Below are 14,406 nucleotides of genomic sequence, written 5' to 3' on the forward strand. Positions count from 1 at the left end.
GCAGATGCCTCCGTCATTCTTGTGAAGGGGCTCACGAGCGACCCCCCAAGTGGGGGTGGATACTCGATTGCATGAGCACCACGGAGCGTCCCAGGATCCTCGTTGTAGGCGGTGGGTACGTAGGCCTGTACGCGGCACGCCGCATCCTGAAGAAGATGCGGTACGGCGAGGCGACCGTCACGGTCGTCGACCCGCGCTCGTACATGACGTACCAGCCCTTCCTCCCTGAAGCTGCGGCCGGCAGCATCTCCCCCCGTCACGTTGTGGTCCCGCTGCGGCGCGTGCTGCCCAAGGCGGAGGTCCTCACCGGTCGGGTGACCACCATCGATCAGGACCGCAAGGTCGCCACCATCGCCCCGCTCGTGGGCGATGCGTACGAGCTGCCCTTCGACTACCTGGTCGTCGCGATGGGCGCCGTCTCCCGCACCTTCCCGATCCCCGGCCTGGCCGAGAACGGCATCGGCATGAAGGGCATCGAGGAGGCCATCGGCCTGCGCAACCACGTCCTGGAGCAGCTGGACAAGGCTGACTCCACGACTGACGAGGAGGTCCGCCGCAAGGCGCTGACCTTCGTCTTCATCGGTGGTGGCTTCGCCGGTGCGGAGACCGTCGGCGAGGTCGAGGACATGGCCCGCGACGCCGCGAAGTACTACAAGAACGTCAAGCGCGAGGACATGCGCTTCCTGCTGGTCGACGTCGCGGACAAGATCCTCCCCGAGGTCGGTCCCAAGCTCGGCGCCTACGGCAAGGAGCACCTGGAGTCCCGGGGCGTCGAGGTCTACCTCAAGACCGGCATGAAGTCCTGCGTCGACGGCCACGTCATCCTGGACAACGGCCTCGAGGTGCTGTCCAACACCATCGTGTGGACCGCGGGCGTCAAGCCGAACCCGGCGCTCTCCCGCTTCGGCCTGCCGCTGGGCCCGCGCGGTCACATCGACGCCGAGCCCACCCTCCAGGTCAAGGGCACCGACTACATCTGGACGGCCGGCGACAACGCCCAGGTCCCCGACCTGGTCGGCCGCAAGAACGGCAACGAGAACGCCTGGTGCCCGCCGAACGCGCAGCACGCGCTGCGGCAGGCCAAGGTCCTCGGCGACAACGTGGTCTCCGGCATGCGGGGCTTCCCGCAGAAGGAGTACAGCCACGCTAACAAGGGCGCGGTGGCCGGCCTCGGCCTCCACAAGGGCGTCGCGATGATCGTCATGGGCAAGATGAAGATCAAGCTCAAGGGCCGTCTCGCCTGGTACATGCACCGCGCGTACCACGGCATGGCGATGCCGACGTTCAACCGCAAGATCCGGGTCTTCGCCGACTGGACGCTGGCCGTCTTCCTCAAGCGCGAGGTCGTCTCGCTCGGCGCCATGGAGAACCCCCGCGAGGAGTTCTACGAGGCCGCCAAGCCGGCCCCCGCCCCGGCCGCCGCGGCCGACGGGGACAAGCCGAAGGCCAAGGCTTCCTGAACCATCGGTCGGGTACTCCGACCAGCCCGAAGGGCGTCCGCCATCCGTGGGGCGGGCGCCCTTCGGCATGCTCGGGTGTGGCTGAAACGGCACGCCGTGTTGTTCTCTAGCAGGCGAACGGGACTATCTGAGGGCCCACTTGGCGTTTACGTGGTGGGTGAAACTTCTTTGCCCGACTCGTCATGACGGAGGTGTTGCGACATGGCCGGTGCCGCTGGACGGCTCACCAAGCTCGCCGAGGAGGTGCTGGGGACCCCGCTCCCGGTGCGGATCCGCGCCTGGGACCGCAGCGAAGCCGGCCCCCCGGGAGCCCCCACGCTGGTCTTCCGCAATCGTCGGGCCCTGCGACGACTGCTGTTCAAGCCAGGCGAGTTGGGCCTGGCCCGGGCCTGGGTGGCCGGTGACGTCGACGTCGACGGGGACCTCTACGAAGCGCTCGACCTGCTCGCCGGGCTGATCTGGGAGCGCGGCAGCGCCGCCCCGAAGCCCGCCCGCGCCGCCGTGCTGCGGGCCCTGGCCCGCCCCGAGGTCCGTGCCGCCGGCAAGGAACTGCTCTCCCTGGCGGGTCTGCCCGTCCCGCCCGCACCGCCCGCCGAAGAGGCCCGGCCGCGCCGCGGGCCACTGCACTCCCTGCTCCGCGACCGCCAGGCCATCAGCCACCACTACGACGTCGGCAACGACTTCTACGCGCTGGTGCTCGGCCCGTCGATGGTCTACTCCTGCGCGTACTGGGAGTCCCCGGACGGGAGCCTGGAGGACGCCCAGCGCGCCAAGCTCGACCTGATCTGCCGCAAGCTCGGCCTGACGGAGGGCCAGCGGCTGCTGGACGTGGGCTGCGGCTGGGGCTCGATGGTGCTGCACGCGGCCCGCGAGTACGGCGTGCGGGCGGTCGGCATCACGCTCTCCGAGGAGCAGGCCACCTTCGCCCGCAAGCGGATCGCCGACGCCGGGCTCGCCGACCGGGTCGAGATCCGGGTCCAGGACTACCGCGAGATCGCCGACGGGCCGTTCGACGCGATCTCCTCGATCGGGATGGCCGAGCACGTCGGCCGGGCACAGTACGCGGAGTACGCCGGTCTGCTGCACGCCCTGCTGAAGCCCGGCGGACGGCTGCTCAACCACCAGATCGCGCGGCGGCCGCTGGCGGACGAGGAGACGTACCGGGTCGACGAGTTCATCGACCGCTACGTCTTCCCCGACGGCGAGCTGGCGCCGGTGGGGCGGACGGTCGGGCAACTGGAGGAGGCCGGCTTCGAGGTCCGGGACGTCGAGGTGATCCGGGAGCACTACGCGCTGACGTTGCGCCAGTGGGTGGCCAACCTGGAGGCCCACTGGACCGAGGCGGTGCGGCTCACGTCCCCCGGCCGGGCCCGGGTCTGGCGGCTCTACATGGCCGCCTCGGCGCTGTCGTTCGAGCGCAACCGCATAGGGGTCAACCAGGTCCTCGCCGTCCGCACCCCGGACTCCGGCGCCTGCGGGATGCCGCTGCGGGCCCGGACCTGGGCCGGCTGACGTGCCCCCGCCGCCGTCCCCGGCCCCCCTCGGGGGGCCGGGGACGGCGGCGGCACCGAGGCGACCGGACGGCCGGCCCGGTCCCGGCTCCGCCCGGCTACTCGGCCTTGATCGCGGTGAGCACGTTGAGCCTCGCCGCCCGGCGTGCCGGCCACAGCGCGGCCAGGACGCCCACGAGCGCGGCCAGGGCGAGGAAGCCGCTCATCCGGCCCCAGGGCAGCACCGTTTCGTAGGTCGACAGTTGGCCGGTGGCCTTGATCAGTTCGCCGGTCGACCAGGCGAAGAAGACACCGAGGCCGACGCCGAGTACTCCGCCGAAGAGGGAGATCACCAGCGACTCCAGGCGGACCATTCGCTTGATGCCGCGGCGGTCCAGACCGATGGCGCGCAGCATGCCGATCTCCTGGGCACGTTCGAAGACCGACATCGCGAGGGTGTTGATGACGCCGAGCACCGCGACGACCACCGCCATGGCCAGCAGGCCGTAGAGCATGTTCAGCATCAGCGTGAAGTTCTGGGCGAGGGAGTTGGAGATGTCCTTCTTGTCCGCGATGGTGATCGCCGGGTTCTTGCCGAGGGCCTTGTCCAGGGTGTCCTTGGACTCGGCGCTCGCGCCGTGCTTGGTCTTGACCAGCACCTTCGTGTCGGTGGCGTGCTTCTGGTGCGGGGCCAGGACGGTGTTGTCCAGGACGAGGCCGTGGAGCATCTGACTGCTCTGGTAGATGCCCGAGACGGTCAGCGTGTCCTTCTTGCCGTCCTCGAACGTCACCGGCACCTGGGAGCCCGGCTGCCAGCCCTTCGCCTTGGCGGTGGCGTCGTCCACCACCGCCCGTCCGCCGCGCAGGTCACCCAGCGAGCCCTTGGTGAAGTCGAGCTGGGTGAGCTTGCCGAAGTCCTTGCCGTTGACGCCGGTCAGCTGCTCGACGTCCGAGCCGACCCGGGCCGAGGCGCTGCGCAGCGGGCTGATCGCGGTGACCTCGCCCAGACCGCTGAGCTCCTTCGCCACGTCGGGGGAGAGCGGCGTCCGGGTCGCCATGGAGACCACGTAGTCGGCCTGCAGGGAGCTGGTGGTCTCTTTGTCGATGGCCTGCTGGGCGCTGCCCGCGACCACCGTCATGCCGGTGATCAGCATCAGTCCGATCGTCAGCGCGGAGGCGGTGGCGGCCGTGCGGCGCGGGTTACGGACCGCGTTCTGCCGGGCCAGGACGCCGGAGATCCCGAAGAGCCGCAGGACGGGGGAGGCAAGTGCGATCAGCGGGCGGGAGAGCAGCGGAGTCAGGACCAGCACACCGATCAGCAGCAGCCCCACACCAATGCCCATGGTGGCCCGGGCGGACCCGCTGTAGGACATCCCGGTGGCGGTCAGGACCGCCGCCGCACCGCCACCGGCGAGGAGCGCGCCGATGGTGTTGCGGACCACCAGCGACTTGGTGGTGGCGGTGGCGTGCGTGCTGTTCATCGCGGCGACCGGCGGGATCTTCGCGGCCCGGCGGCCGGGCAGCCAGGCGGCCAGGACCGTGACGACGGTGCCGACCAGCAGGGACGTCACGATCGTGGACGGTGAGACCACCAGCGGGCCGTCGGGCATCGTGGAGCCGGTGGCGCCTATCAGGGCACGCAGTCCGGCGGCGATGCCGATACCGGCCAGCAGTCCGGTCACTGCGGCCACTGTGCCGATGACGAGCGCCTCGGCCAGCACCGAGCGGGTGATCTGGCGGCGGCTGGCGCCGACCGCGCGCATCAGTGCCAGCTCCTTGGTGCGCTGGGCGACGAGCATGGTGAAGGTGTTGGCGATGATGAAGATGCCGACGAAGAGGGCGATGCCGGCGAAGGCCAGCAGCGCGTTCTTCATGCCCTCCATGGCGGTGGCGATGAACTTTGCCTGGGCGTCAACGAGTTGCTTGCGGCTGGTGGCGGTGGCGCCCTGCGTGGGCAGGATCTTCTCGGCCGCGTCCTTCAAGGCTGTCTGAGAGGTGCCGGGGGCGGCCTTGATGTCGATCTCGTTGAACACGCCGGGCGCCGTGAACAGCCTCTGGGCGGTGGCGGTGTCGAACAGTGCGAGGGTGCCGCCGGCCGCGACCGCGCCGTCGTCGGTCGTGAAGATGCCGGTCAGCTTCTGCTCGCGGACCGGTCCGTCGACGGATATCCGGACGGTGTCGCCGACCTTGTAGCCGCCGCGGTCGGCGGTACGGGCGTCGAGCGCGAACTCCTGGGGGCCCTTGGGGGCGGCGCCGTCCCGCATCGGATAGCGGGCGTCCTTGCCGCCCCTGCCGGGGAAGTAGTTGCTGCCGGTGGTCGGGAAGCCGTCGCCGATCAGCTTGCCGCCCTTGTCGGCGATGGCGGTGAAGCCGGAGACGGTACCGGTGGCGGAGGCGGCGCCGGGCAGGTGGGCAGCCTTGTCGAGCAGCTTCTGGTCGAGCGGGGAGCGCGCTCCGGGTGCGCTCCGGGTGTCGTCGGATCCCTTGATGGCCACATCGACGTTGTCGAAGCCCTTGCGGGAGGAGTTCTGGGTGGCGTCGGAGATGGTCGAGGTGAAGACCAGGGTGCCGGAGACGAAGGCCACGCCGAGCATGACGGCGAGGACGGTCATCAGCAGCCGGGCCTTGTGCGCGAGCACATTGCGCAAGGCGGTACGGAACATGAGTGGGTCAGTCCTGGAGAAGTGGTCCGGGGTGTCCGGGTGGGGAAGGTGGCTGCTGCCGGTCAGCTGACGCGGCCCGTGGTGTCGAAACCGGGGGTCCGGGGCCGCGCGGCGGCGCCGTCGGAGAGGCCCAGCATGCGCTCCAGCACCATGTCGGCGCTGGGGTCGGGCATGTCGTCGACGATCCGGCCGTCGGCGAGGAATATCACGCGGTCCGCGTACGACGCCGCGACCGGGTCGTGGGTCACCATCACCACCGTCTGGCCCAGCTCGCGCACGGAGTTGCGCAGGAAGCCCAGGACCTCGGCGCCGGAGCGGGAGTCGAGGTTGCCGGTGGGCTCGTCGGCGAAGATGATCTCGGGCCGGGAGGCCAGGGCGCGGGCCACCGCCACGCGCTGCTGCTGGCCGCCGGAGAGCTGGCTCGGGCGGTGCTTGAGCCGGCCGGACAGGCCGACGGTCTCCACGACGCGGTCCAGCCAGGCGCGGTCCGGCTTCCGGCCGGCGATGTCCATGGGGAGGGTGATGTTCTCCAGGGCGGTGAGCGTCGGGAGGAGGTTGAACGCCTGGAAGACGAAACCGATCTTGTCGCGCCGCAGCTGGGTGAGCTTCTTGTCCTTCAGCCCGGTCAGCTCGACGTCGCCGATCTTCGCGGACCCGCTGGAGATCGCGTCCAGGCCGGCCATGCAGTGCATCAGCGTGGACTTGCCGGACCCGGAGGGGCCCATGATCGCGGTGAACTGGGCCTGCCGGAAGTCGACGGAGACCGCGTCCAGGGCGACCACCCGGGTCTCGCCGTGTCCGTAGACCTTGGTGAGATCCGTGGCGCGGGCGGCTACCGCGGTGCTGCGGCCGGCGGGGGAGACACCGGAGTGGGTGGTGGTCACGGGAAATGACTCCTGTCAGGACGGGGAACGGGCCGCTCCCGCGCCGGCACGGTGCCGCGGTGGGTGGGCGGTGGAACATCGGTTTCCATCGTCCGGCAGCTCACCGGGTCCGGACGTCAACCCGTGTGACCGTCCTTGGACCGCCCCCAGGGATTAGCTCTCCCCGCTCCGTCATCCCTCGGTATGAGGCCGTCTCTGAGGCCGGCGGCGCCGTGAGGGGGGCCGCGGGGGCGGTGGCGGAGGGGCCGGGAAGGCCGTCGGGAGGCCCTCGCGCAGGCGTCGAATTTTCGTCAATTCAGGGTCGAATTTCGCCCTCGCGGGCACCGGTGAACATGGGCATCAGGCATGTGCCGGGGGCCCTGGCGGTCACTGATGCACCCTCAGTTGCCAATAAAATAAGACAACCTCGGGAAGAGCGGCCGATCTGGTTGGTGCGCTGCGGGCTACGCTCGTGCTGCCTTCTTGGAGGGTGGCATGGGGGACCCCAAGCCCGGATGGTGGAATGCAGACACGGCGAGCTTAAACCTCGCTGGCCTTCGGGCCGTGCCGGTTCAAGTCCGGCTCCGGGCACTTCCGCGGGCAGCGGGACAAAGACCCGTAAATACCTGAATATTCAACTTACTTGCGGAGAGGGGCCGCCGGGATTACCCGGCGGCCCCTCCTCGGTATTGTGCGGGCCCCGCTCAGCGCTCCACGAGCGCGAACAGCGCCTCCCAACGGGCGACGATCTCGTCGGTCGAGAACCGCTGGATGTTCTCCCGGGCCAGCTCGCCCATCCGGTCCCGCAGCTCCTCGTCCGACATCAGGGCGTCGAGGTGCCGGGCGAATTCGGTGATGTTGCCCGGCGGGGCCAGGAAGCCGTCGACGCCGTCGGTGATGATCTCGCGGACGCCGGGCGCCACGTCGAACGCCACACACGGCACCGCGGTGGCCATCGCCTCCATGGGCGCGAGCGGGAAGCCCTCACCGCGCGAGCTCAGCGCGAAGACCGCGCTCTCGCGCAGCGCGCCGGCGACGTCGCTGGTGCGCCCCATCCACTCGACCGAATCGGTCACCCCCAGCTCGGCCGCCTGCTTGCGCAGCGCCTCGGCCTCCTCGCCGGAGCCGTAGAGCCGCAGTGTCCAGTCCGGGTGCTGCGGCGCGACCTTCGCCCACGCCTCCAGGAGCAGGTCGACGCCCTTCTCCTCGTGCAGCCGGCCGATGCTCGCGACGACCTTCTGGGAACGCTCCGAGGGCACCTCGGGGAAGAACGGCAGCGGGTTCGGCATGAAGCCGACGTTGTCCATCCGCTGCCGGATCCACTTGTCCGCGTCCTCCCGGGTCAGCGGCAGCATCCGGTCGACGTCCTGGTAAAACCGCTTGACGCGGGCGAAGCGGGACGACTTGCGGCAGGTCTCGAACGACTCGTGGCTCATACCGATGACCGCCAGCCCGGCGGTGTCGGCCAGCGCCACCCACTCCATCGCCCACACCTGCGTGACGATCACCACGCCGTGCGGCCGCGCGGCCCGGAACAGCGCGCTCATCTTGGCGGCCTGCTCGTGCATGCCGGCCTCGCGGGCGGCCCGGCGGCGCTGCTCGACGACGTTCAGCTTGTCCTTCAGGCCCCGCACCGGGCGGACGCTCGGCGGGTGCACGTCGTAGAGCGTGGTGGTCTCGTAGGGCAGGTCGGGGCCGAGCTCGTGGATCCGGCCCTCGGGCGGCGGCACGATTCCGATGACGTGCACCCGGTGGCCCTGCTCGGCGAACAGGCGCGCCATCTGGTGCGACCAACTGGTGATGCCGCCCAGCTCGTTGACGCTGTTGGAGACGAAGAAGACGTCCCGCGGCCCGGCTGCGTTCGACTTGGTCATCAACGGCTCCACTGCGCAAAGAACTGGTCGACGATGCTCTGTGCGGCGTCGCCCTGGTCGTATTCCCCGAACTTGGCGACGAATTCCTTGCGGTCCTTGGCGTATTCCAGCTGCTGGGACTCGAAAGAAGCCATGGCCTCGAAGAAATCGTCCTCGGTGCGCACCACCGGGCCGGGGGCGTGCTCCAGCAGATCGAAGTACGTTCCGCGGCCCTCGTGCACGTATTCGTCGTAGTCGTAGGTGAAGAAGATCAGCGGCCGGTCGAGCAGCGAGTAGTCGAACATCACCGACGAATAGTCCGTGACCAGGCCGTCGGCCAGCTCCAGGATCGGCGTGATGTCGTGCCGTGCGGAGACGTCGATGACCCGGCCCTGCACGGTCGGCGGCAGCACCACGTGGTTGAGGTAGTGCGAACGGACCAGCAGGACGTAGCGGTCGCCGAACTCGTCGGCGAAGCGCTCCACGTCGAAGGGGAGCGCGAACCGGCCGTGCCGGCCGCCCGCCTTGCGGAACGTCGGCGCGTACAGCAGCACCTTCTTGTCCGCGGGGATGCCCAGCTCCGCGGCGAGCGGACCGCGCTCCCGGTGGCCCAGCTCGGTCTCCCGCAGCCGCGCCTTGACCAGCGCGTCGTTGCGCGGGTAACCCACCCGCAGCAGGGTCTTCTCCTTCAGGCGGAACGCCTTGGCCAGCGTCCGCGCGTCGTGCTCGGTGCGGCACAGGAACCGGTCGAAGCGGTCCAGCGACTGCTGCTGCTCGGCCTGCTGCTGGCGGGTCTGGGCCTTGAGCGAGGGCTGGTCGAAGCCCATGTTCTTCAGCGCCGACCCGTGCCAGGTCTGGATGTAGGTGGTCTCGGGGCGCTTGGTCAGCTTGAGCGGGTAGCTCTGGTTGTCCACCCAGAACTCGGCCTGCGCGAGCGCCTTGAGGTACGGCAGCGACCAGCGCTTGACCAGCGTGGCGTCCTTGGGGAAGTCCTTCGGGGACCCGGCGTACGCCCAGATCGCCTCGAACTTCAGGCCCTGCCGGCGCATCTCCTCGTAGATGGCGCGCGGGCTGTCGCTGTACTGCTTGCCCAGGTGGCTCTCGAAGACCACCGTGCGCTTCTTGATCGGCAGCCGGCTGAACACCTCGTGGTACGCACGCAGCTTGGTGTCCCCGGAGGTCAGCGTCTTGCGCAGCGCCTTGGCCTTGCGGAAGCCGCTCTTCGCCAGGGTCCCCGGCCTGCCGCGGACGCCCTTGGCGATGAGCTCCTGCACGCGCTCGGCCTTCTGGCCCTCGCTGATCAGGCGGAACGCCAGGTGGCCCTTGGAGGAGATGTGCGGCTCGATGTGGTCGGCGACCATCCGGCTCAGCCGCGGCCGGATCGGCAGCGGTCCACCGGCCAGCTCGGTGTCGGCCACCGTCAGCCGGGAGGTGGTGGGCTTTCCGTCGACGGTCAGCCGCAGCCGGACGTCCCAGATGGTGTCGACGATGCCCAGCGGGCGCAGCTGGGCGGTGAGGTCCGCTGCGGTCTCCCACACCACGGCGTCACCGTCGTGGCGCACCGTCTGCACCGGGAAGGAGAAGGACTGCAGGCTGCGGCGGCGGGCGCTGAACTCCAGCGCGCCGGCGAGCTTGGCGCCCTCGGGGACCACGCCGAGCGGATTGGTGATCCGTCCGGCCAGCGAGACGGTGTTGCCCTCCTCGGCGAACCGGGTGAGCTGGTTGCGCAGGAACAGCTGGTTGACCGGCTTCTCGTGGTACCCGATGTCCGTCACGTCCAGCACCTGGCGGCCGAACGCGTCGTCGAAGTGCCCGTCGCACCAGTAGATCCGGCCGTCGTGCTGGGCCAGCGGCGAGGAGAGCTTGTCACGGTTGATGAGGGTGTCGACCGCCGGGATGAGGTTGTCCCAGTCACCCTGCTGGAGCAGGTAGGCGCAGATGGCCTGTATCGGCAGGACCCGCTCGTACGCCTCGGGCGCGAGGTTGGCGAGGTACTCCTTGGAGAGCGCGGCGAACTCCTGGCGGTACGCCTCGTCCCGGAAGGGCAGGTCCCGCAGGTGCAGCACCAGGTCGTGCTTGAGGAATTTGACGTCCTTGGCGAGCTTCATCTCGGTGAGCCCGCGCTCCACCAGTGCGGCGTCGATCCGCCGGTGGACCTCCAGCCGGTGGATGTAATTGGTCATCTCGTGGCGCCGGTTCGTCACCGACTTCACGGCGGCCTTCTCGAAGACGTTCCAGAAGTAGACCTGATTGGGGATCAGGGTGATGCGCTTCGCCGCGAGATAGGCGTCGGCGATAAACATCAGGTCTTCGTAGAACATCCCCTTGGGGAACCGGAGGTCATTCTCGATGAGGAACTCGCGCCGGTAGCACTTGTTGGTGGAGAGGGTGTCCCAGACGAAAAGGTCCGGCAATTCCGTAACGGACTCAAGGGTGCGCGTCGTGGAATAGAGCCAGGAGTACCACTCGTCGCGCTTCTGGTTCCGGGTGTCCTTGTGGATGCGGACGCAGAGGCCGGAGACGATGTCCGAGCCGGTTTCCTCCGCGGCCTCCAGCAAATTGCGGCAGGCGTTGTGCTCCAGGACGTCATCGCTGTCCAGGAACATGACGTACTGTCCCCGGGTGTGCTGGATGCCGTGGTTCCGCGGCTCTCCGCCGGCACCGCTGTTCTCCGGCAGCTGGAAGGCTCTGACCCGCTCGGGGTGGGTGGCGGCGAGCGCTTGCGCGACCTCGAAAGAACGGTCGGTGCTGCAATCGTCGACGATCACCACCTCGACGTCCCGGAGCGTCTGGTCCAGCACGGACTGGACCGCGGTCGGCAACCGGTCGGCGTCGTTGTAGACAATGACGACTACTGAGACGTCAGGCACAGGCACCTCAACCCTCTTTCGCTGCTGTTTCCGGCCAGAATAGCCCCATCTACACACGGGGTTTACGACCACCCGCACCCGGACCGCTACACGTGGTGACGGGGTACTGCCCGGGCAAGGGCAGGTACCGGCTAGCCAGTATGACGACGCCTCTGGTCAATCGGTTGCCCAGGTGTGGCGCGATCAGACATTTATCGGATTCGGATCATGCCGGTGACCCCGGGCTCCCGGAGTTGACGGGGCCGGGAAATGCCCGTTCGACGGCGGCGGGAAAAGATCGATTACCCGGATTTTGTCCGGACTATCTGGATGGCCCGGATGCCCGGCGCACGCGCCGGCGAGTGGCACATGACACAGCGGCAGGTGTGACGAAGACGGCGCCGGTCGGCACCGGATCGGCCGGTTCGGGCACCTCCGCGCGTCCCTGGACGTCCTCTCTGGAGAGGACGTGTACTGCGTGGGGTGGGGGAAGATCCTGCCCAAGAACGAGAGACGCGTCTTTGCCAAGCCATTACGCTTGCGTCAAGGCCGCGCAGGGCGGCCATGGAGGAGTGAGATGAGGAGCAGCAACCCGGTCTTCTCGCGACGGGGGTTCAGCCGAGGCACCGGCTACGCGGGCTTCAACGCACCGCCGCAGGCCGGGGGCCCCGCCGCCAACCCGTACGCCGGAGCCAACCCGTACGCCACCGAGGCGCCGCAGCACGCACCGCAGTACACCCCGCAGACCCGCCCCATGACGATGGACGACGTCGTCGTGCGCACGGGCCTGACGCTCGGCACGGTCATCGTCGGCGCCACCGCGGGCTGGCTGTTCCTGACCGGACAGCTCGCCTTCGCGATCGGCGCGGGGCTGGCCGCGACGGTGCTCGGCTTCATCCAGTCCTTCAAGCGCAAGCCCGTGCCTGCGCTGATCCTGGGCTACGCCGCGCTGGAGGGCGTCTTCCTCGGCGCGCTCAGCGGCTTCATCAACGACCTGCCGAAGATGAACGGCGCCCCCATGCAGGCGGTGCTGGGCACGATGGCGGTCTTCGTCGCCATGCTGGTCGCCTACAAGACCCGGATCGTCCGGGTCACCGCGCGGTTCACCCGCTTCGTGATGATCGCGGCGCTCGGCTTCGTGCTGCTGTCGCTGGTCAACCTGCTCTTCATGGTGTTCGGCGGGGGTGACGGCCTCGGCTTCCGCAGCGGCGGCCTGGGCATCGTCTTCGGCATCGTGGGTGTGGTCCTCGGCGCGCTCTTCCTCGCCATGGACTTCAAGCAGGTCGAGGACGGCGTCGCGTACGGCGCTCCGCGCGAGGAGTCCTGGCTGGCCGCGTTCGGCCTGACCACGACCCTGGTGTGGATCTACTGGGAGATGCTGCGCCTGATCTCGATCCTGCGCGACTGACGCCCCGTACGACGGACGAGGGGCCCGTGGGCAACTGCCCGCGGGCCCCTCGCGCGTTCACGGGACGCGGCCCGGGCCCGGTCAGAACTTGCGGGCTGCGCGCCGGAGATCGTGTTCGTGCACGATCGCCTTGGCGTGACCGTAGGAGAGGTCGTGCGCACCGCGCAGCCAACTGACCTTTTCGTCGAAGCGGACGAGTGCGGGGCCCTCGTCGACGGTGCGGAGCCAATCGGAGATTTCCCGGCCGGTGCAGTGCGGGATGCGGGAGAGCATGTTCCGGTGGGTTTCTTGGGAGAAGGACTGAGACATCGGCGCCTCCGGACGCGGTCGATGCTGGTTCTTCCGTTCTTCCGCTCACCGTGCCTGAGGCTTCCGGCATTGGCAACCACCCGGGAGTTGCGCTTAGGCTCGCGCCGTGCTTGACGTGATGCCTTTGCAGACCGCCGTGGACGCGCTCGCCGACCGGCTCAGGGCGCTGCCGCAGAGCGCCCTGAGCCGCGGTGCCGCGGCCGAAGGGCTGGTGCTGGCGCGTGAGTTGGCGACCCGCGCGCAGCTGATCGAACGCCCTGGGGCGCAGCCCCGGGAACTCCCGGACGCCGGGATGTTCGCGGTCGGCGACCAGGTGGCCGTGGCCGGACACGACCTCGTCGAGGCGCTGCGGACGGCCGCCGCGGAAGCGGTGGCGGACGGCCCCGGCGGTGCGGAAGCTGACGTGAAAACGGCCCCCGCCACGCATCTGGCGGAGGCCGTGCAGCGCGTCCGGGACGCGGCTCAGAGCGAGGCGATGACCCGGTCCGCGAGGATGTAGACGTTCTCGTCGCGGCGCTCGCCCCACGAGAACGTCAGCGCGTACGCCCCGGAGATCCCCGACCCGCCGAGCAGTACCGGGCGGTGGCCGTCGCGCAGCGCGCCGGCCACGCTCTCGGCGGTCTCGCGGTCGCCGGGGGTCAGGCAGAGCGTCGTGCCGTCCGCGAAGACGTACACGTCCAGGGTGCCCAGCGGACCGGGGCGGACGTCGGCGAGCGGGGTGCCCTCGTGGGCCAGCTCCGCCAGGCGCGCCACGGTGCGCTCGTGGTCGGCGACGGCCGGCACGGGGGAGAAGTCCGGGTGCGAGGGGTGGCGCCGGCGGGCGGCGGCGAGTTCGGCGGATTCGCTCTCCTCGGCCAGCTCGAACTCCGGCGCGTCCAGGGCCTCCAGCGCCTCGACGGACTCCAGGGTTTCCAGCGACTCCAGTGATTCCAGGGCCTCGACGGGCTCCAGCGCCGGCAGCGGCTCCAGGCCCTCCGGGCCCAGCAGCGACTCCAGCCCGGCCAGGTCCGCCTGGCGCGGCACGAACGGATGCCCGTCGAACCGGTCCAGCTCCAGCCGCTCGGACTGCTCCCGCCGGCCCTCGCGGCCGTCGAGCGGACCGTCGTCGCCGAAGCCGGGCAGCGGCCCGGACAGCGACGGGGCGTCCGCGTTCAGGGACTCCCTGGCCTCCTGCGCGGCCCAGAAGGCGCGCGCCTCGGCCAGTTCCCGCTCCCGCTCCTCGGCCAGCGCGTCCGCGACGGCGGCGCGTATGTCCGCGAGCGGGGTCTCGCCGGTGGGCACCCCACGGGCGGCCGGGACCGCCGCGGCGGCCACGCTCGCGGCCTGCGCGCGGGCGGTGGCGTCCGCGCGGGCGGCGACGAGCTCGGCGTGCAGCGCGGTGATCTGGCGGCGCAGCACACGGGCGGTGCACAGGGCGACGGCGCCCAGCACCACGGCCACTGCTGCGGCCAGCAGCAGGACGAGGGTGGTGACACTCATGCCGAAACCTCGCTTCGCTCGGCCTCGCACTC

The 14,406-nt window shown here is 69.8% G+C and carries 10 protein-coding genes and 1 tRNA gene; 5 read left to right on the plus strand and 6 right to left on the minus strand.

From position 1 onward, the window contains the following. The first annotated feature begins 71 nt into the window (after positions 1-71). Together ACLJT4_RS37545 and ACLJT4_RS37550 are read left to right on the plus strand one after the other, a co-directional pair. Positions 72-1,460: an NAD(P)/FAD-dependent oxidoreductase gene (locus ACLJT4_RS37545; RefSeq protein ID WP_044376135.1), complete on the plus strand. Its 1,389-nt coding sequence runs from the start codon at positions 72-74 to the stop codon at positions 1,458-1,460. Between the two features lie 201 nt (positions 1,461-1,661). Further along, the gene (locus tag ACLJT4_RS37550; RefSeq protein WP_411129478.1) at positions 1,662-2,972 is read left to right on the plus strand and encodes a class I SAM-dependent methyltransferase; all 1,311 of its coding nucleotides are present in this window, start codon (positions 1,662-1,664) and stop codon (positions 2,970-2,972) included. Between the two features lie 97 nt (positions 2,973-3,069). Here ACLJT4_RS37550 and ACLJT4_RS37555 read toward each other — a convergent pair whose 3' ends face one another. After that, entirely contained in the window at positions 3,070-5,613 is a 2,544-nt protein-coding gene (locus ACLJT4_RS37555; protein ID WP_411129480.1) for an ABC transporter permease, read from the minus strand. A gap of 62 nt (positions 5,614-5,675) precedes the next feature. Beyond that, a complete protein-coding gene (locus tag ACLJT4_RS37560) occupies positions 5,676-6,497 on the minus strand; it encodes an ABC transporter ATP-binding protein (RefSeq protein WP_411129482.1) in 822 nt (273 codons plus the stop codon). Positions 6,498-6,985: 488 nt separating this feature from the next. Between ACLJT4_RS37560 and ACLJT4_RS37565 the strand changes: the two genes are divergently transcribed. Then, positions 6,986-7,067: transfer RNA gene (locus ACLJT4_RS37565), tRNA-Leu, on the plus strand. 113 nt (positions 7,068-7,180) lie between these two features. On the opposite strand, the gene ACLJT4_RS37570 is transcribed toward ACLJT4_RS37565, so the two are convergent. Together ACLJT4_RS37570 and ACLJT4_RS37575 are read right to left on the minus strand one after the other, a co-directional pair. Next, positions 7,181-8,350, minus strand: a complete 1,170-nt coding sequence (locus tag ACLJT4_RS37570) for a glycosyltransferase (protein ID WP_411129484.1) — start codon at positions 8,348-8,350, stop codon at positions 7,181-7,183. Next, a complete protein-coding gene (locus tag ACLJT4_RS37575; RefSeq protein ID WP_411129536.1) occupies positions 8,350-11,199 on the minus strand; it encodes a CDP-glycerol glycerophosphotransferase family protein in 2,850 nt (949 codons plus the stop codon). The genes ACLJT4_RS37570 and ACLJT4_RS37575 overlap by 1 nt, the downstream gene beginning before the upstream one ends. A gap of 556 nt (positions 11,200-11,755) precedes the next feature. Between ACLJT4_RS37575 and ACLJT4_RS37580 the strand changes: the two genes are divergently transcribed. Beyond that, positions 11,756-12,586, plus strand: a complete 831-nt coding sequence (locus ACLJT4_RS37580) for a Bax inhibitor-1/YccA family protein (RefSeq protein ID WP_038519845.1) — start codon at positions 11,756-11,758, stop codon at positions 12,584-12,586. Between the two features lie 81 nt (positions 12,587-12,667). Here the strand turns inward: ACLJT4_RS37580 and ACLJT4_RS37585 are convergent, their stop codons facing one another. Next, positions 12,668-12,895, minus strand: coding sequence for a DUF4287 domain-containing protein (locus ACLJT4_RS37585; RefSeq protein WP_016574476.1), 228 nt, complete (start codon positions 12,893-12,895; stop codon positions 12,668-12,670). A 106-nt stretch (positions 12,896-13,001) separates the two neighbouring features. Between ACLJT4_RS37585 and ACLJT4_RS37590 the strand changes: the two genes are divergently transcribed. Next, complete coding sequence (locus ACLJT4_RS37590; protein ID WP_411129487.1) at positions 13,002-13,394, plus strand: hypothetical protein; 393 nt, start codon at positions 13,002-13,004, stop codon at positions 13,392-13,394. Here ACLJT4_RS37590 and ACLJT4_RS37595 read toward each other — a convergent pair. Further along, positions 13,358-14,374: a hypothetical protein gene (locus ACLJT4_RS37595; protein ID WP_411129489.1), complete on the minus strand. Its 1,017-nt coding sequence runs from the start codon at positions 14,372-14,374 to the stop codon at positions 13,358-13,360. The two genes, ACLJT4_RS37590 and ACLJT4_RS37595, sit on opposite strands and share 37 nt — an antisense overlap. Between the last annotated feature and the right edge of the window lie 32 nt (positions 14,375-14,406).

It is taken from the genome of Streptomyces sp. x-19 (genome assembly GCF_046549115.1).
Classification (GTDB): Bacteria; Actinomycetota; Actinomycetes; order Streptomycetales; family Streptomycetaceae; genus Streptomyces; species Streptomyces albulus_C.